24 protein-coding genes are annotated in these 22714 nt (G+C 71.6%); 16 read left to right on the forward strand and 8 right to left on the reverse strand.

The window, feature by feature from the left end; genetic code table 11:
* Positions 1-339: 339 nt before the first annotated feature.
* From AQJ27_RS57110 to AQJ27_RS60420, 3 genes are all read left to right on the forward strand, one after another.
* On the forward strand, positions 340-933 hold the full coding sequence (locus AQJ27_RS57110; protein ID WP_067385399.1) for a hypothetical protein: 594 nt from the start codon (positions 340-342) through the stop codon (positions 931-933).
* 148 nt (positions 934-1081) lie between these two features.
* Positions 1082-1546, forward strand: a complete 465-nt coding sequence (locus AQJ27_RS49650; protein WP_067385401.1) for a DUF1153 domain-containing protein — start codon at positions 1082-1084, stop codon at positions 1544-1546.
* A gap of 152 nt (positions 1547-1698) precedes the next feature.
* Positions 1699-2322, forward strand: coding sequence for a hypothetical protein (locus AQJ27_RS60420; protein WP_159064654.1), 624 nt, complete (start codon positions 1699-1701; stop codon positions 2320-2322).
* Positions 2323-2386: 64 nt separating this feature from the next.
* Here AQJ27_RS60420 and AQJ27_RS49660 read toward each other — a convergent pair whose 3' ends face one another.
* On the reverse strand, positions 2387-3307 hold the full coding sequence (locus AQJ27_RS49660; protein ID WP_079065919.1) for an amidohydrolase family protein: 921 nt from the start codon (positions 3305-3307) through the stop codon (positions 2387-2389).
* On the opposite strand from AQJ27_RS49660, the gene AQJ27_RS49665 reads away from it, so the two are divergent.
* Entirely contained in the window at positions 3254-4489 is a 1236-nt protein-coding gene (locus AQJ27_RS49665) for a PP2C family protein-serine/threonine phosphatase (protein ID WP_067385405.1), read from the forward strand. The two genes, AQJ27_RS49660 and AQJ27_RS49665, sit on opposite strands and share 54 nt — an antisense overlap.
* A gap of 21 nt (positions 4490-4510) precedes the next feature.
* Here the strand turns inward: AQJ27_RS49665 and AQJ27_RS49670 are convergent, their stop codons facing one another.
* On the reverse strand, positions 4511-7105 hold the full coding sequence (locus tag AQJ27_RS49670) for a SpoIIE family protein phosphatase (protein WP_079065916.1): 2595 nt from the start codon (positions 7103-7105) through the stop codon (positions 4511-4513).
* 308 nt (positions 7106-7413) lie between these two features.
* Between AQJ27_RS49670 and AQJ27_RS49675 the strand changes: the two genes are divergently transcribed.
* Positions 7414-7644, forward strand: coding sequence for a response regulator transcription factor (locus AQJ27_RS49675; RefSeq protein WP_067385407.1), 231 nt, complete (start codon positions 7414-7416; stop codon positions 7642-7644).
* Between the two features lie 253 nt (positions 7645-7897).
* On the opposite strand, the gene AQJ27_RS49680 is transcribed toward AQJ27_RS49675, so the two are convergent.
* A complete protein-coding gene (locus tag AQJ27_RS49680) occupies positions 7898-8644 on the reverse strand; it encodes a hypothetical protein (protein WP_067385409.1) in 747 nt (248 codons plus the stop codon).
* 2 nt (positions 8645-8646) lie between these two features.
* Entirely contained in the window at positions 8647-9138 is a 492-nt protein-coding gene (locus AQJ27_RS49685; RefSeq protein ID WP_067385411.1) for a hypothetical protein, read from the reverse strand.
* Positions 9139-9331: 193 nt separating this feature from the next.
* Here AQJ27_RS49685 and AQJ27_RS60425 point away from each other — a divergent pair, with 193 nt between their 5' ends.
* The 3 genes from AQJ27_RS60425 to AQJ27_RS49700 all read left to right on the forward strand — a co-directional run bounded on the left by AQJ27_RS60425 (position 9332) and on the right by AQJ27_RS49700 (position 12611).
* Positions 9332-9676: a hypothetical protein gene (locus AQJ27_RS60425; RefSeq protein ID WP_067385413.1), complete on the forward strand. Its 345-nt coding sequence runs from the start codon at positions 9332-9334 to the stop codon at positions 9674-9676.
* Positions 9677-9859: 183 nt separating this feature from the next.
* Positions 9860-11695, forward strand: a complete 1836-nt coding sequence (locus AQJ27_RS49695; protein WP_067385460.1) for a glycoside hydrolase family 15 protein — start codon at positions 9860-9862, stop codon at positions 11693-11695.
* A gap of 379 nt (positions 11696-12074) precedes the next feature.
* Complete coding sequence (locus AQJ27_RS49700) at positions 12075-12611, forward strand: hypothetical protein (RefSeq protein ID WP_067385415.1); 537 nt, start codon at positions 12075-12077, stop codon at positions 12609-12611.
* Positions 12612-12684: 73 nt separating this feature from the next.
* On the opposite strand, the gene AQJ27_RS49705 is transcribed toward AQJ27_RS49700, so the two are convergent.
* The 3 genes from AQJ27_RS49705 to AQJ27_RS49715 all read right to left on the reverse strand — a co-directional run bounded on the left by AQJ27_RS49705 (position 12685) and on the right by AQJ27_RS49715 (position 14772).
* Entirely contained in the window at positions 12685-13506 is an 822-nt protein-coding gene (locus tag AQJ27_RS49705) for a maleylpyruvate isomerase family mycothiol-dependent enzyme (protein WP_425275297.1), read from the reverse strand.
* A 506-nt stretch (positions 13507-14012) separates the two neighbouring features.
* Positions 14013-14387, reverse strand: a complete 375-nt coding sequence (locus AQJ27_RS49710) for a DUF427 domain-containing protein (protein ID WP_067385420.1) — start codon at positions 14385-14387, stop codon at positions 14013-14015.
* A gap of 31 nt (positions 14388-14418) precedes the next feature.
* On the reverse strand, positions 14419-14772 hold the full coding sequence (locus AQJ27_RS49715; protein ID WP_067385421.1) for a VOC family protein: 354 nt from the start codon (positions 14770-14772) through the stop codon (positions 14419-14421).
* Between the two features lie 208 nt (positions 14773-14980).
* Here AQJ27_RS49715 and AQJ27_RS49720 point away from each other — a divergent pair, with 208 nt between their 5' ends.
* From AQJ27_RS49720 to AQJ27_RS49735, 4 genes are all read left to right on the forward strand, one after another.
* Positions 14981-15700 (forward strand): SDR family NAD(P)-dependent oxidoreductase, encoded by a 720-nt coding sequence (locus AQJ27_RS49720; RefSeq protein WP_067385463.1) that lies wholly within the window; start codon positions 14981-14983, stop codon positions 15698-15700.
* Between the two features lie 33 nt (positions 15701-15733).
* Positions 15734-16480, forward strand: a complete 747-nt coding sequence (locus tag AQJ27_RS49725; protein WP_067385423.1) for an SDR family NAD(P)-dependent oxidoreductase — start codon at positions 15734-15736, stop codon at positions 16478-16480.
* 108 nt (positions 16481-16588) lie between these two features.
* Positions 16589-17443, forward strand: coding sequence for an alpha/beta fold hydrolase (locus AQJ27_RS49730; RefSeq protein WP_067385425.1), 855 nt, complete (start codon positions 16589-16591; stop codon positions 17441-17443).
* A gap of 178 nt (positions 17444-17621) precedes the next feature.
* Positions 17622-18230, forward strand: a complete 609-nt coding sequence (locus tag AQJ27_RS49735; protein ID WP_067385427.1) for a TetR/AcrR family transcriptional regulator — start codon at positions 17622-17624, stop codon at positions 18228-18230.
* A gap of 175 nt (positions 18231-18405) precedes the next feature.
* Here the strand turns inward: AQJ27_RS49735 and AQJ27_RS49740 are convergent, their stop codons facing one another.
* A complete protein-coding gene (locus AQJ27_RS49740; RefSeq protein WP_235614029.1) occupies positions 18406-19080 on the reverse strand; it encodes a TetR/AcrR family transcriptional regulator in 675 nt (224 codons plus the stop codon).
* A 104-nt stretch (positions 19081-19184) separates the two neighbouring features.
* Between AQJ27_RS49740 and AQJ27_RS49745 the strand changes: the two genes are divergently transcribed.
* The 4 genes from AQJ27_RS49745 (at position 19185) to AQJ27_RS49760 (ending at position 22190) form a co-directional block, all read left to right on the forward strand.
* Positions 19185-19586 carry a nuclear transport factor 2 family protein gene (locus AQJ27_RS49745; protein WP_067385464.1) on the forward strand — a complete coding sequence of 134 codons (402 nt, stop codon included), beginning with the start codon at positions 19185-19187 and terminating at the stop codon, positions 19584-19586.
* 88 nt (positions 19587-19674) lie between these two features.
* Positions 19675-20403 carry an SDR family NAD(P)-dependent oxidoreductase gene (locus AQJ27_RS49750; RefSeq protein ID WP_067385431.1) on the forward strand — a complete coding sequence of 243 codons (729 nt, stop codon included), beginning with the start codon at positions 19675-19677 and terminating at the stop codon, positions 20401-20403.
* A gap of 325 nt (positions 20404-20728) precedes the next feature.
* Positions 20729-21094 carry an MDR/zinc-dependent alcohol dehydrogenase-like family protein gene (locus tag AQJ27_RS60645; protein WP_067385433.1) on the forward strand — a complete coding sequence of 122 codons (366 nt, stop codon included), beginning with the start codon at positions 20729-20731 and terminating at the stop codon, positions 21092-21094.
* Positions 21095-21188: 94 nt separating this feature from the next.
* Complete coding sequence (locus AQJ27_RS49760) at positions 21189-22190, forward strand: LLM class flavin-dependent oxidoreductase (RefSeq protein ID WP_067385435.1); 1002 nt, start codon at positions 21189-21191, stop codon at positions 22188-22190.
* Positions 22191-22714: the final 524 nt, after the last annotated feature.

Consider the following 22714-nt stretch of genomic DNA (forward strand, 5'->3'; position numbering starts at 1 on the left):
GCAGCGCTGGCGCACATACGCCGCACGGTGTCCCAGGACCACCGTGCGGTGTCTTTTTGCGCGCTTTACCCGACTCGTTCCGCTGGGTCAAGTCACGACTCCTCGGAACGTGACCGTGCGGTGCCCGTGGGGCCTACTTGAAGTGCGGGCCTCACCGGAAAGGAAATCCGGAAAATAAATGAGGCAGGACGGTAGGACGGAAATCTTCGGCAGAGGGTTTTCTCTTTCACCGAAACCGCGAATTGTCCCGGTGTGGCGGTCCCGGTAAAACGGTCCGCCGGCTGTCGTCCCGAACTTCCGGGGCAGGCAGAAGAGTCCTGAATCGGTAGGAGAAAACCCATGAACCGTATTTTTCACACCCGCAGCGACGTCCGTTCCAAGCGCCGGGGCCTCCGCCTCGCGACACTCGCCGCCTCGGCCGCGGTGATCACCGGGGGCATCGTCCTTCCGGCGTCCGCCGCGATGGCCGCCCCGATGCCCGCCGCGCATGTCGTGAGCTTCGTCCACGGCGGCGGTGCCGGCGGTGACGGCGGTGCCGGAGGCGGCGGCTTCATCGGCGGCGGCGGGGGCTCCGGCGGCTCCGGCGGCGGCAGCGTCCTGGGCGTCGGCGGTGACGGAGGCAAGGGCGGCAACGGAGGCGACGGCGTCCTGTCCGGCGGCGGTGGCGGCGGCGGTGGTGGCGGCGGCGACGGTGTCATCGGCGGCAACGGAGGCAGGGGCGGCGACGGCGGCACCGGCCTGTTCGGCGGCAGCGCCGGCTCCGGCGGCTCCGGCGGCGACGGTGTCATCGGCGGCAACGGAGGCAAGGGCGGCAACGGCGGCTTCGGTGTCTTCCAGGGCGGCAACGGAGGCAAGGGCGGCGCGGGCGGCCTCGGTGTCCTCTTCGGCGGCCTGGGCGGCGGCGGTGGCGCCGGCGGCGGCAGCATCTTCTGACCGTTTCGCCCCGGTGGGGCGGAGGCCCGCACGGCCTCCGCCTCCCGGCCCCTCACCCCCGCACCCACATCGACCAGGACGCGGAGCCGGACGGCCGGCGCTGCGCACGCAGAACCACAACCTCGCTCAAGGAAAACGGAGAACCCCCATGTCCAGAACTCGCTGGCAGCGTCCGCTCGTCCTGGCGGTGGCCTCGGTGGCCCTCGCCACCGGCACCGCGTGCGCAGCCCAGGCGGCGCCGGGCGTCACCGCAGGCACCAGCCAGATGGCCCCGGCCGACCCGTCCCACTGCGGTCACGGCGGGGAAGGCGGGAAGGGCGGGGAAGGCGGCAAGGGCGGTGAGCCCGGCCAGCCGGGGGAGCCCGGCAAGCCCGGCCAGTTCGGCCAGTTCGGCTGCTTCAAGTTCGACGACCTGCCCGACAAGCCCAAGTCGGAGCTCACGGGCGTGGACAAGATACGGATCGTGCTGACCGTGGAGTCCGGGCAGGCGAAGAAGGCCGACGTCGCCAAGAAGTACAAGATCTCCGAGAAGGAGTTCGACACCTGGGACAAGCAGTTCCGCGACGGGGACTGGGCCGCGCTGATGGGTTTGAATTCCCTCTTCGGCTCCTGAGGAACTTCTTCCGACGCCCCGGCCCGGTGCGGGCCGGGGCGTTCCTGTCAAGTCCCGAATTCCCGGGCCGTGACGGCGAGGCCCTGGACCGGGTTTATTCGATACAGCGGAAACCGCGGTACGGAAAATAATTCTCTGGAAAGAGGAATGCCATGCGTATGCGTTCTTGGAAGGTCCGTCTCGGTCTCACGGTCTCGACTGCCCTGACCGCCGGTGTGGCGGCCGGCGCGCTGGCGCCGGCCGCGATGGCCGCGCCGGTGCCGCAGAGCCATACGGCCGTGGTGGCCGCCGCCCGGCAGCTCCCCGCCGATGGCGCCCAGCCGGGCGGCGGCAGCCGGCCGGGCAGCGGCCAGTTCGCCGGCGGCCAGTTCGGCAGTGGTCAGTTCGGCACCGTCAAGTTCGGCACCGTCAAGGTGGGCGACGGCAGCGTGCGGATCGGCGACCGGGTGTGTGCGGGCAACTGCAACGGGACCGTCAACGGGAGCAACGGCGGCCAGGGCGGGATCTGCGCCGGGCTGTGCAACGGCAGCGCCAACGGCGCCACCGGCACGACCGGCGCGCCGGGCCGCGAGGGCGGTATCGGCGGCACGGGCGGGATCTGCGCCGGGATCTGCGGCGGCAGCGCCAACGGCGGCACCGGCGGCACGGGCGGAGCCGCGGTGGGCACCGGCGACGGCGGCCGCGGCGGCAAGGGCGGCACCGGCGGGATCTGCCTCGGGCTCGGCTGTGAGAGCGGCGGCATGGGCGGCCGCGGCGGCACCGGCGGCGCCGGCTGATGTCCGCCCGCCCCCTGAGGGGGGCCGGCCCGCGGTGCGGTGGGAGCGGTTGCGCCCGCGGGGGTCAGGGCGCGGACAGGCCGAGCAGGTTTGCCGCGTTGGTGTCGAGGATCATCGTGGCTTCCTGCGGGGTGAGCCCCGAGTCGGCGATGTGGTCCACGGCCCGCAGGAAGACCTCTCCGTCCTCGTAGGGGAAGTCCGTGCCGAGGACGAGGCGGTCCGCCCCGAAGGACGCCGCCGCGGCGGCCAGTGCCGGCGGATGCGCGTGGCTGACCGTGTCGTACCAGAGGCGGCGGGCGGCGATCGAGGGCCGCTCGGGTGTCCAGGGGGACTCGAAGGCCAGGTGGTCGTCGAGCCGGCGCGGCAGCAGCGGCAGTGCCCCTCCCAGGTGCGAGGCCAGGACACGCATCCGCGGATAGCGGGCGGGGATCCCGGCGAGGATCAGATGCATGACCGCCACCGTGTCCTCGACCGGCGCCCCGACCATCCAGGTCATGGCGTGCTCGGTGATCAGCGGGCTGGCGGCGCCCTCGCCGGCCGGGTGGATGCACAGGACGGCGCCGCGCCGGTCGAGTTCCTCATAGAGGGGGTGGAAGAGGGGATCGGCGAGGGTGCGGCCGAGCACGGTCGTGGTCACGCCGACACCGACCGCCCCGAGGTCGTCGAAGGCGCGGGTGAGCTCCCGCAGGGCCGCGTCCATGTGGGGGAGGGGCAGCGCGGCGAAGATCCGGAAGCGTCCGGGGAAGCGGGCCGCCAGCCCGGCGTACGACTCGTTCGCCGCGCCGGCCAGCGCCACGGCGTCGGACTCCCCGGCCAGGTGCGGGGACTGCGGGGCCGGGGTTCCCGCAGCGCGGGCGGCCCCGTGTCGTGGTCGAGTGGGTTCGTGGGCGGGGCGAGGTCTGCGACGTCGGGGAGGTAGGGAGCGCGTGTGGTGAGGGAGCGGATCGACTACCGGGCGCTGTTCGCCGCCACGCCCAGCCCGTATCTGGTGCTGGGCCGCGACCTGGTGATCGTGGCCGTCAACCGGGCGTACCTCCTGGCGACCGCCCGCACCCGGGCGGAACTGGTCGGGCGGTACATCTTCGACGCCTTCCCCGACAATCCCGCGGACCCGGACGCCGACGGGGTGCGGAATCTGAGTGCCTCCCTGCACTGGGTGCTGCGTTCGAAGGAACCGGACACCATGGCGGTGCAGAAGTACGACATCCCCGTCACCGGCCGTCCAGGTGCGTTCGAGGAGCGCTGGTGGTCGCCGATCAACACCCCGGTGCTCGGGCCGGACGGGCAGGTGGAGTGGATCATCCACCGGGTGGAGGACGTGACCGAGTTCGTCATGTCCCGCCTTCCGCGCGAGCGATGGGCCGGCGTGCTGGGCGAGCGGGAGGCGATGGAGGCCGAGCTGTATGCGCGGGCGCGCGAACTGCAGCAGCTGAACGAGGAACTGCGCAAGGCACACGCCCGGGAACGCCAGATCGCCGTCACCCTGCAGGAGGCCATGCTGCAGTCGCCCGACCTGGCGGGCCACCAGGACATCGCGGTGCGCTACATGCCCGCCGCCGGGTCCCTGAACGTGTGCGGCGACTGGTACGACGTGGTCGATCTGCCCTGCGGCTTCGCCGTGGCCGTCGGCGACGTCGTCGGACACGGCCTGGAGGCCGCCGCGGCGATGGGCATGCTCCGCAGCGCCCTGTCCGCGGCGGTCCGCGCCCTGCACGAGCCGGCCAGAGCGCTGGAGGTACTGGGCCTGTATGCCCGCTCGGTGGAAGGGGCGCTGGCCACCACCGTGGTCAAGGCCGTCATCGACGACCAGGGCCACCGCATCCGCTACAGCAGCGCGGGCCATCTCCCGCCCGTTCTGGTGCACCCCGGCGGCTCCTTCGAACTGCTCGACCAGGCAACCGACCCCCCGCTGGGCGCCCGACCCCGCCACGTGCCCCGCCCCCAGGCCGAGCTGCCCTACGTCCCGGGAGACACCCTCGTGCTCTACACCGACGGGCTCATCGAACGCCGGGGAGAGGACATCGACGTCGGCCTGCGCCGGCTCACCGACACCCTCACCCGCCACACCCGTCTTGCTCCCGAACGCCTGGCCGACATGCTGCTCGCCCGCCTCGGTGTCAGCAGCGGCGGACGCGACGACGTCGCCCTGGTCGTCGTACGCCTCTAGGCGCCCTGTCCCGGGCGGCGGTCAGCCGGGGGAGCCGGGGGAGAGGGACTGCTCGGCCCAGACGGTCTTGCCGGTGAGGGCGTGCCGGGTGCCCCAGCGCCGGGCGAGCTGGCCGACCAGCAGCAGGCCCCGCCCGCCCTCGTCGAAGGTCCGGGCGCGCCGCATGTGCGGGGCGGTGCTGCTGGAGTCGAAGACCTCGCAGGTCAGCGTGGAGTCCTCGTGGATCAGCCGCAGCTGGATGGGCGGCCGGCCGTAGCGGATGGCGTTGGTGACCAGTTCACTGACCGTCAGTTCGGTGATGAAGGCGGCGTCGTCCAGCCCCCAGGCGGTCAGCTGCTCGGTGGCGTGCTTGCGGGCCTGGGCGACGACGGCCGGGTCGGAGGCCAGGTCCCAGGCGGCGACCCGGTCGGCGTGCAGGGCCCGGGTGCGGGCGACGAGCAGGGCGATGTCGTCGTCGGGACGGTGGGTCAGCATGGCGGTGAGGACTCTGTCGCAGACCGTGTCGAGGGTCTTCGCGGGGCGGGCGAGGGCGGCGAACATCTTGTCCAGCGCCTCGTCGATGTCGTGGTCGCGGGCGGCGAGCAGACCGTCGGTGTAGAGGGCCAGGAGGCTGCCCTCGGGCAGTTCGGTCTCGAAGGTCTCGAACGGCAGGCCGCCCAGGCCCAGCGGCGGGCCGGCCGGGACGTCGAGGAAGCGCACGGCGCCGTCCGGGGTGACCGCGGCGGGAGGCGGGTGGCCGGCCCGGGCGAGGGCGCAGCGGCGCGAGACCGGGTCGTAGACCGCGTACAGGCAGGTGGTGCCGATGCCCCCGGCACTCTCCTCGGCGCCGTCCGTGCCGCCCTCGTCGGCGGACAGGTGCAGGACGAGGTCGTCGAGGTGGGTGAGCAGTTCGTCGGGCGGCAGGTCGACGTCGGCCAGGGTGCGCACCGCGGTGCGCAGCCGGCCCATGGTGGCGGAGGCGCGGATGCCGTGGCCGACCACGTCGCCCACGACGAGGGCCACCCGCGCACCGGACAGCGGGATGACGTCGAACCAGTCGCCGCCCACGCCGGCCCGGGTGCCGGCGGGCAGATAGCGGGTGGCGATGTCCAGGGCTCCCTGCTCGGGCAGCGTCTGCGGGAGCAGGCTGCGCTGCAGGGTCATGGTGCTGGTGTGCTCCCGGCTGTCGCGGCGGGCGGTGTGGATGCTGACGGCCGCCTTGGCGGTGAGTTCCTCGGCCAGCCACAGGTCGTCCGCCTCGAAGGGCTCCGCGCGCCGGTTCCGGCCGAAGAGGGCCACACCGAGCGTGGCGCCGTGGGCCCGCATCGGCACCACCATCACCGAGTGCGTTCCGCTGCCCAGGAGCCGGGCGGCCCCCGGGTCCTGCCGCGCCCACCGGAGGAGGTCGGGGTCGGCCGCGTCGTACAGGGTGCCGTGGCCCTGGGCCAGGCACCGGGCCACCGGTGACAGGGCCGGGTAGAGGGTCTTTGTGCCCGCCGTGGAGGCGGCGGGGCCGTCGTCGAGGACCGAGCGCACGGCGGTACGGGTCGCGGTGAGGGCCCTGGCCGGGGCGGCGGGGGAGGGCTCGCCGCCGTGCCGGGGGGCGTCCAGCAGATCGACGGCGGCGAAGTCCGCGAGCCGGGGGACGGCGATGTCGGCCAGTTCCTGCGCGGTGCGCCCGCTGTCCGCGGTGGTGCCGATGCGGGCCGAGGCCTCGCTCAGCAGGAGCATCCGCTGCCGGGCGAGATGCTCCTGGAGCCGCTGGTGCGCCGCCAGGCACACCGCGCGCACACGGCCGGCGGGGTCCTTCAGCGGGACGAGGGAGGTCGACCAGCCGTCGTCCGCCCCGGTGCCCGCGGGACCGGCGCCCGCCCGCAGATGCTGCGGGCCGCCGCCCTCCAGCACCCGGCGCATCTTCGCCTCGGTCTCGTCGCTCACCGGATGCGGCACGATCTCCGGCAGGCGCAGCCCGCGCATCTGGTCCTCGGTGAGGGACAGCACCTGCTCCATACCGGCGTTGGCCCGCACCAGCCGCAGATCCGCGTCGAAGACGGCCAGGACACAGGGCGACTGGCGAAACGCCCACTCCCCCAGCCGACCGCTCCCGGGCGTCCCGCTTCCGGGCGCCTCGCTCCGGGGCGTCCCGCTTCCGGGCGCCCTGCTCCCGGACGTCTCGCTCCCGGGAGCAGGGCGCCCGGCTGCTTCTCCCTCGGGCGTGCCGGCAGGCGTTTGTCCCTCGGGTGTGCCGGTCACGGCGGACACCACGAGCCACTCGGTGACGGGGCCGTCCGCCGTACGGCGGTGCGCCAGCAGTTCCCGCCGCAGCCGGCGGCCGTCGCGGTGCCGCAGTGCCACGGTGCCGCTCCACCGCTCCCGTCCGGCCGTATCCCGCAGCGCCGCCGCGCCGGCCGTGCCGGGGTCGTCGGCGAGCAGACGGGCGGCGGGCTGTCCCACGATCTCCGAGGGCGGGTAGCCGAGCAGCTGCCGGGCGCCTTCGCTCCACTCCGTCACGATGCCCCGCGCGTCGACGGCGGCGGTGGCCGTGGGAGGGGGAGTGGGAGGGGCCGTGCGGGCCGGACCGGGGGAGGTGTCCGACTCGTGTGGCCGCTCACCAGGATGGGTGGGAAGTCGCTCCATCGCCGCTCATCTCGCCCTTCGGGAACCTGCACGGCCGGGGGCTCTCCTGACAAGCATGATCCCGGGGGGCACGGAGCACCAACCCGGCGCCGTCACCGGGGGCGCGGCCCGCCGCCTCGTCCGTGACCGCGCCGCCGCAAACCCGCGGGGATTGCCTGTGACAGGCCTGTGACAGTCGGCGGACACCGTCATGAAGTCCCCCGGCCACTCTTTATGTAAAGCGGACAAAACGACTTATTCGGTCATATGTCCCCTGCTTTCAAGGGTGTGAGCAGCGACGACCGAGCCGACACGCCGGAGGAAATCCCATGAGCCTCACACTCGCCACGCCGCACGCCGAAGCCCCCGTCCCCGCGCTGGCCCCCCGCGAGCAGGAGACGCTGCGACATATCGCCGCAGGGCGCACCTACCTGCAGACGGCCCGCCACATGGGGCTCTCCAAGCACACCGTCGACGCCTACCTCCGCCGTATCCGGGCCAAGCTCAACATCAACAGCACCGCCGAACTCACCCGGCTGGCCGTCTCTCTGGGCCTGTGACCACCACGCTCCCCGCGACCACGGCGACGTGACCACCATGCTCCCCGCGCCCGCGACGTGACCGCCACGCTCCCCGCGCCCGCGACGTGACCGCCACGCTCCCCGCGCCCGCGATGTGACCGCCGCGCCGCACCGCCGCTGCTCACCGGCCCGGGCCGAACTTCCCTCGGCCCGGCCCCGTCAGCAGCGGCACACCGGCGCCGTTCCGGCACCGCCCCGGTGGCGGACGGCCATGCCCGGCCCGTCTCACATCTCACATGCTCGGCCTGGGCCGGCCCGCTCGTGCGGCCTGGGACAGGGCGACCCCCGTGAACGCCACGAAGACGACGCCGCACCCGAGCAGACCGGTCCGCTCGGGTGCGAGGAGGTCGGCCTCGCTGTCGGAGTAGGTGCAGGTGAGGGAGGGCGGAAAGACCGTTCTTTCGATGTCCCGTACGTCGATCCGGATCAGCTTGGTTTCCGGCGGGACCGTCTTCGCGTGCAGGCATTCGTCATAAAGCTCGGTCCGTGAGAGTCCCATCGCGGGGCCGACACCGGTCACCCAGATCATGGCGGCCACCAACGGCGACCAGATCGCACCGGCCCGCACCCAGCGCGAGGCCCGCGACCTCCGCCCGATCAGGATGACGGAGAGGGCCACGACCAGAATCCCGGTGCCCGCCCACATGACCCACGTTCCCAGGGCTGTGGGGTGCGAGGGCCCATAGGTCCCCGAGTCGGTCCAGTAGCAGCTGACGTCGGGCGGGAAGGCGTTCACGCGCACGCGCACCAGCGGGAAGTCGTTGTCGAGGGTCTTCTCGCCGCACACCTGCACGGGGTCGGTGAAGGCCAGCCCGTACGCCACGGCAGCCGCGTATCCGAGCACCGCCACACCCGCGCCGATGACGGCCCAGCGGACCTGCCGGGACGGACGGCGCAGGGCCGCCCACAGAAGGTACGCAACGGATCCGGCCGCGACCAGGAAGAGGCTGATCAGCGCCACGGCGTAGAACGCCAGCATGTTCACGGCCTCCGCGCGCGCTCGTCCGCGGACCGGGCGGATGCGGACCGGGCGGACACGGAGCGGGCGGACATGGAGCGGGCGTATACGGCCAGGGCCACTGCGCTGACCGTGAGGCCGGCCAGTGCCGGGTTCACGTATCCGGGTACCTCCCGGTCGTAGGTGGTCCCGTCGCTTCGATGGCACACGAAGCGGACCGGTACCCACCAGACGTGGTAGTCGTCGATCCAGTAGTCGCGTTCCTGCACGCCCGTGCGGCACGGCCGGATGGGAGACGAGTCCGCCCCGCCGTCCTCCGCCTCCAGCGCCGCGCCCGCGACGTACAGCATTCCCCAGGCGTACATCACGGCCGCGCCCGCCGCGACGACGTACGCGAGACCGCGGAGCGAGCGCGCGAGCCCGCCTCTCCAGACGCAGGCCAGTCCCCGGCCCAGGAACACCACGCCGGAGACGACCGCGACCAGGACGACCAGCAGACAGAGCAGGACACTCACGTCATCTCCCCCCGGCCCTCGTCCTCGAGACGTATGTGATCCCGCACCACGTGATCCCCTCCCGTCACGGTTCCCCGGGGGCAGGGACGATCAAGTGAGGGCGGGCGGTTGCACGGGCCCGGTCCGGCGGCCGGCAAGCGGCATGCGGCCGCCATGGCTGACGGCCCGTCATGAAGCCGTGCCCGCAGGCCGGTTGCCCGCACGGCCTGTCCGCCCCGACCACGCCGTCCGCCCGGACCGCACCGTCCGCCCCGACCACGCCGTCCGCCCGGACCACGCCGTCCGCCCGGACCGCACCGTCCGCCCGGACCACGCCGTCCGCCCGGACCGCACCGTCCGCCCGGACCGCACCGCCCGGCCGGTGCCGTACGGTCCGGCCGGTGCCGTACGGTCCTTACCGCGCCGTCCGGGACCCCCCTCGGCCGACAGGCGGGGGCAAGGCCACGCGGAGCCCAGCACCCTCTTCGGGGAGGCGATCGCGAAGATCGTCTCCCCGGGTCACGTCTTCAACCTGCCCGCCCAGCCCGCGGCCCGCTGACCGCCCCCGCGAGGCGGAGCCGGCATGCGGGGGAGAGGGGCGCGTGCCCCCGCTCCCCCGCTCCGCAGGCCCACGGGTGCGACAACTCGCTAGCCTGGACACCAGGGGGCGGCTCGGGCGAAGCCCAAGGAGGCTGACGTGGCTGAAGCGACTCCTGAGGCCGGAGCGAAGGACAGTGACCGGATAGACGCCGGGCCCCGCGGCACCGGCACCCCCGGCTACCTGCCCATCGCCGAGCACGGCCTGATCGGCGACCTGCGCAGCGCCGCCCTCGTCGGCACGAACGGCACCATCGACTGGTACTGCTGCCCCCGCTTCGACGCACCCAGCGTCTTCGCCTCGATCCTCGACGCCGAACGGGGCGGATCCTTCGAACTCGCCCCCGACGTCCCCACCCGCACCAAACAGTTCTACTTCCCCGACACCAACGTCCTGATCACCCGCTTCTTCGCGGACGACGGAGTCGGCGAGATCCAGGACTTCATGCCCGTCGTCGACGACTCACGCGAGGCCGACCGCCACCGCCTCATCCGCCGCGTGGTGTGCGTGCGCGGAGCACTCCCCTTCCGCGCCCGCGTCGCCCCCCGCTTCGAGTACGGCACCGCACCCCACACCGTGCACGCCGGGGCCGGCCAGGCGGTCTTCGCCTCCGCCTCGCTGCGCCTCGCCCTGACCTCCACCGTGCCCATCGAGATCGACGGCCCGGACGTCTGGGCCCTGTTCAAACTGCACGAGGGCGAGACGGCCGTCTTCACCATCGACCAGGTCGGCGGCGACGTGGCACCCCGCTTCTGCGCCGTCGCCGAGGCGGAAAGAGAATTCAACGCGACCGTGCGCTACTGGCGCCGCTGGCTGTCCCAGTCCCGCTACCGCGGCCGCTGGCGGGAAATGGTCCACCGCTCCGCCCTCACCCTCAAACTCCTCACCTACGCCCCCACCGGCGCCATCGTCGCCGCGCCGACCACCAGCCTGCCCGAACAGATCGGCGGCGAACGCAACTGGGACTACCGCTACGTGTGGATCCGCGACGCCGCGTTCTGCGTGTACGCGATGCTCAGACTCGGCTTCACCGACGAGGCCGAAGCCTTCATGGGCTTCGTCACCGAACACGTCCAGCGCGCCCCCGACGGCCCGTTCGGACCCACCGGCCCCCTGCAGATCATGTACGGCATCGACGGATGCCGTGACCTGCCCGAACGCGAACTGCCCCACCTCGAGGGCTATCGCGGCTCAGCCCCCGTACGCGTCGGCAACGCCGCCGTCGACCAGCTCCAGCTCGACATCTACGGGGCACTCGTCGACTCCCTCTACCTCTACGACAAGTGGGGCAAGCCCATCTCCAGCGCCCACTGGGACAGCATCAGCGAGCTCGTCGACTGGGTGTGCGACCACTGGGACCAGCCCGACGAGGGAGTCTGGGAGACCCGCGGCGGCCGCAAGACGTTCCTCTACTCCCGCCTCATGTGCTGGGTGGCGATCGAACGCGCCATGCGGCTGGCCCGGCACCGCGGCCTGCCCGCCGACATGGTCCGCTGGGGCGCCGTCCGCGACACGATCTACCGGCGGATCATGAGCCGCGGCTGGTCCGCCGAACGCCACGCCTTCACCCAGTACGAGGACAGCAACATCCTCGACGCCTCCCTGCTGATGATGCCGCTGGCGAAGTTCATCGCCCCGACCGACCCCAAATGGCTCGCCACCCTCGACGCCCTCGGCGAGGACCTGGTGTCCGACTCCCTGGTCTACCGCTACGACCCCCAGGCCAGCCCCGACGGCCTCCAGGGCGAGGAAGGCACCTTCTCGATCTGCTCCTTCTGGTACGTCGAGGCACTCACCCGCGCGGGCCGCCTGGACGAGGCCCGCCTCGCCTTCGAGAAGATGCTCACCTACGCCAACCACCTCGGCCTCTACGCGGAGGAGATCGGCCACACCGGCGAACAGCGCGGAAACTTCCCCCAGGCCTTCACCCACCTCGCCCTGATCAGCGCCGCCTTCAACCTCGACCGCATGCTCGGCTAGACCGCGCCCGGCCAGGCCCCGGCCGGCTGCTCCGGTGTGACATCAACGAAGGTGACGCGGAAGGTGACGCGCGTCTCCCTGCCGCAGCCGCACCGCGGCAGAGCCTCACGACGCCGTTCCCCACCGACGCCGTTCCCCGCCGCCGCCGGGACGCCGCCTGCCGCTGCGCCCCCGGCCCGGCTGCCGTGAGCGGCAACGCCCGCCCCCCGGCCGCGCCGCCCCACCGCCCCGGCTGTGACGCAGCTCCTGTCGCCTCCGCGGGAGGCCGCCGTACCGTTGTCCGTCACGCACATCCCCGCCCGGGCGCGCAGTGCCCGCGACCGGATCACCCACACCGGAACACCCAGGACAGGCGGGCACACGCACAGGACGGTCCACCATGCCCACCGCTCTCTCGCCCGTGATCGCCGCCTCCACACGCTGGCTGCTTGCGGCCTTCCCCCCGGCCACCGGCCCGCTGAACCAGGCCCTGGCCGAAGCCCAGGCAGGGCACGCGGCCACCATCGCCGCCGCCCTGCGCTACCCCACCGCGCTGGACGCCGAACTGCTGGACCTGCTCGGCCCCGGCGGCTCCGGCCGGCTGGACTTCGTCACCGGCGCCGACGCACCCCCGCTGACGGACGCCACCCACGCCTGGCGCACCCAGGTCGACGAGACCGTCGTCAGCTGGGCGGCCTGCCTGCTGGCCGACGCCGACCTCGCCGCCCTGGCCGCCGCCTGCCTGGCCGCCACCCACCACGGCCCCGACAGCGTGGGCGACGCGCGCCGGCTGACCATCCCCAGCCCGCGTGACCACCGCGCGGCCCCCCTGCTGCGCCACCCGGACTTCCTCGGCCCGATCGCGGACCTCCACCGCGAGACCCTCCTCGGCCTCCTCGGCGCCGCCCCGGCCGTCACCGCCCCCGGGCCCAGGTGACCACCGAGCCCGTAGGGCCACAGGCAGCCGGCCGTCGTCCGGACGCCGTCCGGAGGGCGCGGCCCCGTCGCGCTCAGGGCGCCTTGAACAGAGCCGGGAAACGCGGAGCGAGCCAGGGCTTGCGCCCTCCGACCAGGATGCGGCCCTGAGCGAGGGCGCCCCACTGGCCCCGGCGCCCGAGCGCCATCAGGAGAAACGTGACCGGCTCGATGAGGATGGTGCAGTCCGTACGCCCCGGCAGCTGCTCACCGACCGACACCGCGCCCCCGGCCGCCCGCACACCGAACCGGCCGCCGCCCCACAGGCGGATCGCGTAGCAGGCGCTCAGCCCGGCCGTGCGGGCCGTGTCGGTCACCCGTGGCATCACCGTCATGAAGAACGGCAGCGTCAGCCGCACCCGCTCACGGTCGATCATGTGCGCCCGCCCCAGTGCACGGGCGAGATCGTAACCGTGTCCCAGCATGTGCGTGAGCAGATACGACCCCAGCACATCCGGTCCCATCGGGCCCAGCGGAGTGACCACCGTCCCCTCCGCGCTCCGCTCCTTCAGCGCCTTCAGGCACGCAGCGGCCTGCTCCACGATCATCCCGGCCAGCGGCTCGGCCCCGCGCTCACCGAACGCGGCGAGCGACTGCTCGTTGGCCGCGGCGAGACTCTGCGGCGTGCCGTCCCCGTAGCTGCGCGCACGTCCCGCCGCGATGTCCGCCATCAGCTCGTTGGCCAGTGCCAGATGCGCGGCCGCCTCCCCGACGCTCCACTGCGACTGCGGCACCCGGCGCTCCATGCCGGCGCCCGCCCGCAGCAGTGCGGCGATCTCCTCGGCCGTATCGCGTATCGCTACGCCGAGCCCCTCGGGCACCGCACCCCGTACGTCCGGTCCCGCCACTGGTTCCACGCCGCCTCATCCTCGCTTTTCGTATCCCGTTCCGGTGCCCGGTTTTGCCCGCGGCCGGCGGGCGAACACGCGTCACGGATCACCCGGCGTACAGAAGACCAGGTGACAAGGGCAGCGACAAGCCCCTGAACCACGCGGCCGGACGGGATGCCGCCCGCAGCACCGGCCCGGCGCGTTCGCCCTCAGCAAGCCCGTTCGCCAAGCCGGTTCGCCAAGTCCGTTCGCCCCGGGCCGTGTTGAGGGGGGCGTCGGAGGTGGATGGCGTGGTGCCCGGCATGCCGAGCTGCGGGCCGCCTTACCGCACGGCGCTCAGGCCGCCGCTGCGGCCGAGCCGGCCGCGCAGGCCCCGCCCGGCCGAGCCGGCCGCCCCGGCGAGGTCGCCGCCGCCCTCTGCCCGGCCGGGGACCAGAGTTCGCTCGGAGCGGTCATTTTCTGCTCGTCTCGCTGGTCGGGGTGACGGGGGCGCCGGCCAGGCGGAGGAGGCCCGCAGCCTCCTTCCTCGACTGTCAGGCCCCGAGGACGACATTCACCTGGTCGGTGTAGAAGGCGACGTGGCCGGCGATGGCTGCGACAGAGTCGTACGGCTCGCGGTAGGACCACACCGCGTCGGCCGGCCCGCCTTCGGCCAGGGCGATGCTGTAGTACGACGCGTCGCCCTTGTACGGGCAGTACGTCTGGGTGGCGCTGTCCATGAGCAGCGTCTGGTCGACATCGTCGAGCGGGATGTACTGGACCGGCGGGTAGTTCGCCTCGCGCAGCGTCAGGGCCCTGGTGGTGTCGGCGACGACGTGTGTGCCGACGCGGGCCACCACGCGCACGCCGGTGGGCTCGATGGTGATCGGGTGGCCGGGCCCGGGGATCTTGGGCTTTCGTGTCGGCATGGTCTTGTTCCTCTCCTCTGCGGTGGGTGGTTCAGCCGGCGATGAGGTCGAACTCGTTGCCCTCGACGTCGGCGAAGGTGGTCCACCGGGCGCCGCCCCTCTCGACTTCGTTGAGCTTCGTCGCCCCGAGCGCGAGCAGGCGCTCGGTCTCACCTTCGTAGTCGCCGGTGATCAGATCCGGGTGGAACCGGTTCTTGGTGCTCTTGGCCTCGGGAACCTTGTGGAAAGCCAGCCGCGGTCCGTTGCCGGGATCACCGGCCTCCACGACGGCGTCGTGCTCGTCGGCCCCGTCGGCGACCTTGCGGTCCAGGGCCGCGGCCCAGAACCGTGCGGCGCGTGCGGCGTCATGGGCGTCGAAGGACGCGCCGAAGAAGGTCATGCTCATGCGCTACTCCCACTTCTATCAACTGATTAGACCAGTCTGTCTTCCTAGTACTTCAACCGTAGATACCACCTTCTACCAGTGTCAAACCTCCATCTGAGAGGGAAAGGCATAGGATCCGCCCCTCTGGAGTTGACGAGACTAGACAGGTCTGTTTAGCTGAATCTCGAGACCAGACAGACCGGTCTAACTATTCGGAGGAGGTGTGATCATGGCCGAGACACGTACAGCCCTGGTGACCGGCGCGACGTCCGGTATCGGCCGGGCCGCCGCGAAGAAGCTCGCCCGGGACGGATTCAAGGTCCTGGTGCACGGACGCGACGCCGACCGCGGAGCCGCGGTGGTCAAGGAGATCGAGGGCCTCGGTGGCCGGGCCGAATTCCTCGCCGCCGACCTCACCGACGTCGCCGCCATCAAGCAGCTGGCGGATGCGGCCAAGGACGTCGAGGTCCTCGTCAACAACGCCGGGTTCTCCTGGTTCGGCCCCACCGCCGACCTCGAGCCCGACACATTCGACGCGCTCTTCGACGCCAACGTGCGCAGCGCCTACTACCTCACGGCCGCCATCGCGCCGGCGATGGCCGAGCGCGGCCGGGGCACCGTGATCAACCTGGGCAGCATGGCCGGGCAGATCGGCCTGGCAGGCGGCGCCGCCTACAGCGCCACCAAGGCCGCGCTCGCCTCGCTGACCCGCTCCTGGGCCGCCGAGTACAGCCCGCGGGGCGTGCGGATCAACACCATCGCCCCCGGACCGGCCTACACCGGCGGCTCCTCCAGGGAGAACCTCACGGCCCTGGGCAAGACCACGCTCCTGGCCCGCACGGCGGAGGCCGAGGAGATCGCCGACGTCATCGCGTTCCTGGCCTCGACGGCCGCCGGCTACATCACCGGCGCCGTCATCCCCGCCGACGGCGGACGCACCGCTGTCTGACCCACACCCCAGCTACAGAAACCGAGCAAGACAATGGACAACCCTGTCGTATTGATCACCGGTGCCCTCACCGGCATCGGCCGCGCCGCCGCCGTCGCCTTCGCCGAGCAGGGCGCGAACGTGGTCGTCACCGGACGCCGCGATGAGGCCGGCAAGGCCCTGGTCGAGGAACTGCGCGCGGCCGGCTCGTGGGCCGAGTTCATCAACGCCGACGTCCGCAACGAGGACGATGTGCGCGCCATGGTCGACGAGACCGTCGCCCGGTTCGGCCGCCTCGATGTCGCGGTGAACAACGCCGGCACCGAAGGCCGGCCCAGCCCGATCACCGACCAGAGCGCGGAAACGTACAACGCGACGTTCGACACGAACGTCCTCGGTGTGCTCCTGAGCATGAAGCACCAGGTCCGCGTCATGGAGGAACAGGGCAGCGGCAGCATCGTCAACATCTCCTCGACCTACGGGCACGAGGGCGCCGCGGGGGCCTCCGTCTACGTCGGCAGCAAGCACGCCGTCGAAGGCATCACCAAGTCGGTGGCCCTGGAGGTCGCCGGCTCGGGAATCCGGGTCAACGGCGTGGCCCCGGGCCCCACGGACACCGGCATGCTGACCCGTTTCACCGGCACACCGGAGAACAAGGCGGACCTGGTGAGCGAGGTTCCGCTGGCTCGCCTGGGCCTCTCGGAGGAGGTCGCCGCCGCCATCGTGTTCATCGCGTCGCAGGAGGCCTCCTACATCACCGGCCACATCCTCAACGTCGACGGCGGCCACACCGCCAACTGACCCGCGTCCGGGTGCAGAGCTCGTCCTCCGCACCCGGACAGCGGACGCGCGGCTGTCGAAACCGCCGTCCCCCAATTCAGAACGCTGGTTCAAGGAGAAGCGCCCCCCATGGCCGACCACACCCACGACACCGCCCCGACCCAGTTCGTCGAGGCCGGCGGCATCCGTTTCGCCTACCGGCGCTTCGGCGACGCGGCCACGGACCGGACCCCGGTCGTGTTCTTCCAGCACTTCATCGGCAACCTGGATGACCACGACCCGGCGATCAGCGACGGCTTCGCCGCCGACCGCGAGGTCATCCTGTTCAACAACACGGGAGTCGCCTCCACCAGCGGCGTCGTCCCGGACACCATCGAGCAGATGGCCACCGACGCCGGGACGTTCATCGACGCCCTCGGGCTGTCGCGCGTGGACCTGGTCGGCCACTCCATGGGCGGCCTGGTCGCCCAGCAGGTCGCCCTCCAGCGCCCCGACCTGTCCCGCAAGCTGGTCCTGGTCGGTACCGGCCCGCGCGGCGGCGTCGGCATCGGCGAGACGCCGGCGGAGACCGCCGCACTGTTCACCGTCAAGCTGCCCCGGCAGGAAGACATGTGGCTGCCGGTCCTGTTCGCTCCCACCGGGACCAGCCAGAGGCTGGGCCGCGCATACGTCGAGCGGATCGTGGCCCGCAAGGACCGCGACGCCTCCCCGTTCGGCGAGCAGGTCTACGCCGGACAGGGCACCGCCATCCACACCTACGGCACCACGAAGGACCCCGCGTACTCGGTCCTGAAGAACATCACGATCCCCGTTCTGGTGGTCAACGGCACCGACGACATCATCATCCCGACGATCAACTCGTACATCCTCCAGCAGTTCCTGCCGGACGCCGAGCTGATCATCTACCCGGACGCCAACCACGGAGCCCACTTCCAGTACCCCGACCGGTTCGTGACCCACACCAAGCTCTTCCTCGACCGCTAGGAGCACGACGGCCAGAAGCCGGGCCCGGCGGGCAGGGACGGTCACCACGCTGCGGTGACCGTCCCTGCCCGCCGATCGGGAAGACAGGTCTGTCTAGTCTTGTTATGCACGCTGGGGCCCGGACGGGCTCTGAACGGAGCCGTAGACTGGACCGTCAGTCCGAAGAAGGGAGCGTCCCGTGCCGAGCAAGGCCACTACCGCCTCGAAGCCGTCCGCGCGTGAGCGTCTGCTGGCCGCCGCCGACGAGCTGTTCTACAGCGAAGGCGTCCAGACGGTCGGCATCGACCGCATCGTGCAGAAGGCCGGCGTCGCCAAGGCATCGCTCTACAACCTGTTCGGCAGCAAGGAAGAACTGGTCCAGGCCTACCTGGATGCCCGGCACGCCGACACCCGCGCGCAGGTCGAACGCGCCCTGACCCGGTTCCGGACACCGCGCGAGCGGCTGCTGGGAGTCTTCGACGCGCAGGGCCAGCTGTTCACCGAGCCCGGCTTCAACGGCTGTGCGCACATGACGGCCAGCGCAGAGGCGCAGCCGGGCAGCCCCGTCGAGGGTGCCGCGGACCGGTACCGACTGTGGGTCAGGACCCTCTTTACGGATCTGGCGCGGGAGGCCGGCGTCGCCGACCCCGAAGACCTGGCGAGGCAGTTGCACCTTCTGTACGACGGCGCCGGGGTGTCGGCGCGGATGGACAGGGACCCGTCCGCGGCGACGACCGCCCGCGCGGCAGCCGCGGCGCTGTTCGACGCGGCGGTCAAAGACAAGGAACTGGTCGACGCCGGGCGGTAATCCGGTGAGAAGCCGAAGCCCCCGCTGAGGACCAGCTCGGCCGGGGCTCCCTGAGGGGATCCCCCCGATCCCGAAACGCTGGGCGGTGGAAGCACCGACGGGTTGGCTGACGTCCACCGCGGCCCGGCCTTCACGGATGCAACACCGGGAGAAGACCACACCGCCTCTCACGGCCCTACGCGGTACCGGTGCGGCTGCGCAGGTCGGTGCGCGCGCTGTCGAGGATCTCGTCGGCGAGGGCGGGGTCGGCATCGGCGACGGCGCGTGACAGCAGCAGGGCACCGGCCATCTCGCTGAACAGTGCGATGGCCTGCGCTCGCCGCTCGCCTTCGTCGAGTCCGGGTGCCTGCACGATCTGCGTGAAACGGTCGAGGTTCGCCGCCAGGCCCTTCGCATAACGCTCGCGGGCGGCAGGGTCCAGCCGGCGGGCGTCGCCGGCGAAGCCCGTGTTGGGGCAGCCGTGCTCGATGTCGGCGCGGTGTTCGGGCGACAGGTACCAGTCGATCCGTTCTGCGAGCGGGTCGCTTCCGCGGGCCTGGGATGCCGTGATGGCTCCGTCGAGGTTGCCGAACCCGTCCGCCATGGCCTTGGTGAGGACCGCTTCGACGAGCGCGTCCTTCGAGGCGAAGTGGTTGTAGAAGCCGCCGCGCGTCAATCCGGCCGCGCCCATCAGTTCAACGAGGCCGACGGCATCGACGCCGCGCTCACGGAACAGGCCGTCCGCGGCGGCGACGATCGCCTCTCGGTTCTCTGCTGCTTGTTGCTTCGAGACGCCCACTGTCTCCTCCCGGGCCCAGCTCCTGGGAGGACTGTAGCGAGCCGGACCGAAGATCTCAATGTCGATCGTCATTGACATCGTCGTGCAGCGGGCGTAGAAACAATGTCGATTGACATTGTGATGCGATGGGGTCCATCGGTTGCATGGGGTCCATCGGTTATCTCGTGGAGGCCGACATGACTGCACCCGAACAGAACAAGGCACTGGTGCTGAAGGCGTTCGACACGCTGTTCAACCAGCGCGACTACGGCGCCGCCGAATACTTCTGGTCCGAGCACTACATCCAGCACAGCGCGCACATCGCACCAGGACGCGCGGGGCTGTTCGACCTGATCCGCTCCCTGCCCGACACGCTGCGCTACGAGCACCAGCTCGTGCTCGCCGAAGGCGACCATGTCATGCTCCACGGCCGCTTCACCGGCAACGGCAGTCCCGCCGCCCTGGTGGCGGCCGACGTGGTGCGCGTCGAGAACGGCAAACTCGCCGAGCACTGGGACGTCCTGCAGGATGAGGCGACCCGCACCGAGTCCGTCAGCGGCCTGCCGATGTTCGGCGACCGGTTCCCGCCCGAACGCTGACCGGCACCGCCGCACGGACGAATCCACGATTCGGGGCGAACCCGGGTCGTCCGGCCAATCACATTTACCGATATCGGGAGCAGTGGCCATGGGAAAGTTGCAGGGAAAAGTAGCGGTCATTACCGGCGGTACCACGGGGATCGGGCTGGCCACGGCAAAGCTCTTCGTCAGAGAGGGCGCCTACGTCTTCATCACGGGCCGCCGTCAGAAAGAACTCGATGAGAGCGTGAAGGAAATCGGTCGCAACGTATCCGGCATCCAGGGCGACGTCGCCGAACTGGCCGACCTTGACCGCCTCTACGAGACCGTCAGGGCGAAGGGGCCGTTCGACATCCTTTTCGCCAACGCGGGTCTGGGCGAGTTCGCATCGCTGGAAGACGTCACGGAAGAACATTTCGACAAAATTTTCGACATCAACGTGAAGGGCGCACTCTTCACGGTGCAAAAGGCTCTGCCGCTCCTGAATGACGGCGCCTCTATCATTCTCACGGGCTCCGTTGCGAGCGTCAAGGGAACCCCCGCGTTCTCGGTCTACGGCGCGAGCAAGGCCGCCATTCGAAATTTCGTTCGGGGATGGACGGTGGAGCTGAAGGATCGCCGTATCCGGTCCAACGTCCTCAGCCCTGGCCCGATCGAAACGCCGCTCGTGGCGACGCAACCTCAAGACGCCATCGCGAAAATCGCCTCCACCATTCCGATGGGCCGCATGGGGGAGCCCGACGAAGTTGCCAAGGCGGCGCTTTTTCTGGCCTCGGACGACTCCAGCTTCGTCACGGGAATCGAACTGTTCGTCGATGGCGGCAGAGCGCAAATCTGACCCCCAGATCAGCTCCGCTCTCCATGACCGGGATCCAGACGGGTACCTGTCGAGTCGCCCAGGCGGCCGCCGTCGGCGGTCCGTCCGGTGCCGTCGAGCGCGAGGTGCCACTGCCGGGCCCTGGCCACGTACGGGTGGCCGATCGCCGGGCGGCCCCTGCCGACAGGGCGACTCCGTCGTGTACGAGAACCTGAAGGTCCCCGGATCGGTCCTACGACGGGGGCTACGCCGAAACGGTGATCGCGCCGAACGACGCTGCGGCCCGCATCCCCGACGCGCCGGCAGCGACCGGTGCGGCACCTCTTGGCCCGCGCGGTACGCGGCCGTGACGGGCCTCGAGACCGCTGCCGTCGCCCGCGGAGCCGGCGAGGCCGATCTCGCCGAGCAACTCGGCGCCCACCACTGCATCCACAGCACGGCCGGCACCCCGCTCGGGGACGCGTCGCAGTCCCTCGGCGGCGACAAGGCCGTTTCTGGCCGCCGCCCACTCCGACGTCATCACCGCAGACCGTGGACGGGCTGCGGCCGCCCCGGCGGCACCGCGCCGGACACCCAGGACACCACGGCGTTCAGCGCCCTGCGCGGGATTCGCCCGACGACCGAAATCGTGCCGCCGGACCGGACCGAGGAGGCATACCGACAGACACTCTCCGGCGCCGCGCGCTTTTGGCTGGTGCGCACCACCCGCTGACGCTGCTCGTGACGATCGGACACCTGCCCAGCTCAGAGCCCAAGGCATGAGTTGGGGAGACGGGAATTTCCTTCCTGCCCAAGGAGCCTGACCGATGGACATCTCTTGTCAGTTCGCCACATCCCTGCATTCCCCCGAACACATCGCCGTCGCCGAGCAGCTGGGCTACCACCGCGCCTGGCTCCACGACACCCCCGCCCAGAGCCCCGACGTCTGGGCGATGCTGGCGACGGCCGCCGAACGCACCCACCGCATCGGCCTCGCCCCCGGCGTCCTCGTCCCGACACTGCGCCATCCCATGGTCAACGCTTCCGGTGCCGCCACCCTGGCCGCCCTCGCACCCGGCCGAGTGGCCCTCGCCTTCGGCACCGGCTTCAACGGCACACGCGCCCTCGGCGCACCTCCTGCCACCTGGTCCTACCTCAGCACGTACGTCCGGACGGTACGCGGTCTGCTGCGCGGTGACACCGTGGAATGGGAGGGCGTCCCCCTGCGCATGATGCATCCCGGCACGAACGCACCGCAGCGACCCGTCGACATCCCGGTGCTGGTATCCGCGCTCGGTCCCAAAGGTCTCGCTGTCACCCATGAGATCGCTGACGGCCTCTTCAGCGTCAACGGCGAAACCGCCCACGCCCACGAGTTCGCCTGGGCCGCACTGGGCATCCACGGCACCGTCCTGGGCGAGGACGAACCACTCAACTCCCCGCGCATCCGTGCCGCCGCGGGCCCCGGCAACGCTCTGGCCTACCACGCCGCCTACGAATTCGGCGGCGACCCCACCGCCCTGCCCGGCGGACGAGCCTGGCTCGACGCCGTCAGCGCCCACCCCCGCACCGAACGCCACCTGGCCGTGCACGACCAGCACCTCATCGGCCTCAACGCGGCCGACGACGCCGCCTGGAACGCGGGAAGTTGGCAGGCGATCACCGCCACCACCGTCACCGCAACCCCCGACCGCATCCGCGACACGCTCAGCGCCTACGCCCAGGACGGCATCACCGAAATCGTCTACCAGCCCACCGGACCCGACATCCCCGGCGAACTGGAACGCTTCATCACCATCGCCGGCGACGTACAGCTGAAGCCTTCGTGACGAGCAGGGCGAGAGCCGTCCGATCCGTCCGGTCGCCCAAAGCCCCGGATGCCCGACCGCTACGCCTGCCCATTCGGTGGCCTTGCATGCTGCGAGACAGTCGGCCCAGCTGTCCTGGGCGTATCCGGCCCAGGCGTTGGCGGTGTTGACGGGGATGCCAACAGGTCGCTGACGACGACGGGCGGAAGCGGCCAAGGCGGCGTCCGCCCACGGTAGCGCCGCGTCGAACCGGTCTCCCTCGACCGACAGGTGCCCGGCGCCCACGGCACCGTCCGGACGTACAACCCCTACGACCGCACGCCCGGCAACGACACCGCCCGCATCCCGCTGGAGGCGTCACCGGCTGCGCCGTACCGGTCGGCCGTGCGGCCCGCGGTGCTGATCCCGGCGGTGCCGCCCGCCGTGGCGGTAGCGGCCGCAGGGGTGGCGCACCGCCGTCGCCACCGGGCGCCGGCGGAGGGGAGAGGCGGGTCACATCGGGCCATGTCACAGGAGGCCGGGCTACCTCGTCTCAGGGGGTGTAG

The organism is Streptomyces olivochromogenes, from assembly GCF_001514115.1.
Classification (GTDB): Bacteria; Actinomycetota; Actinomycetes; order Streptomycetales; family Streptomycetaceae; genus Streptomyces; species Streptomyces olivochromogenes.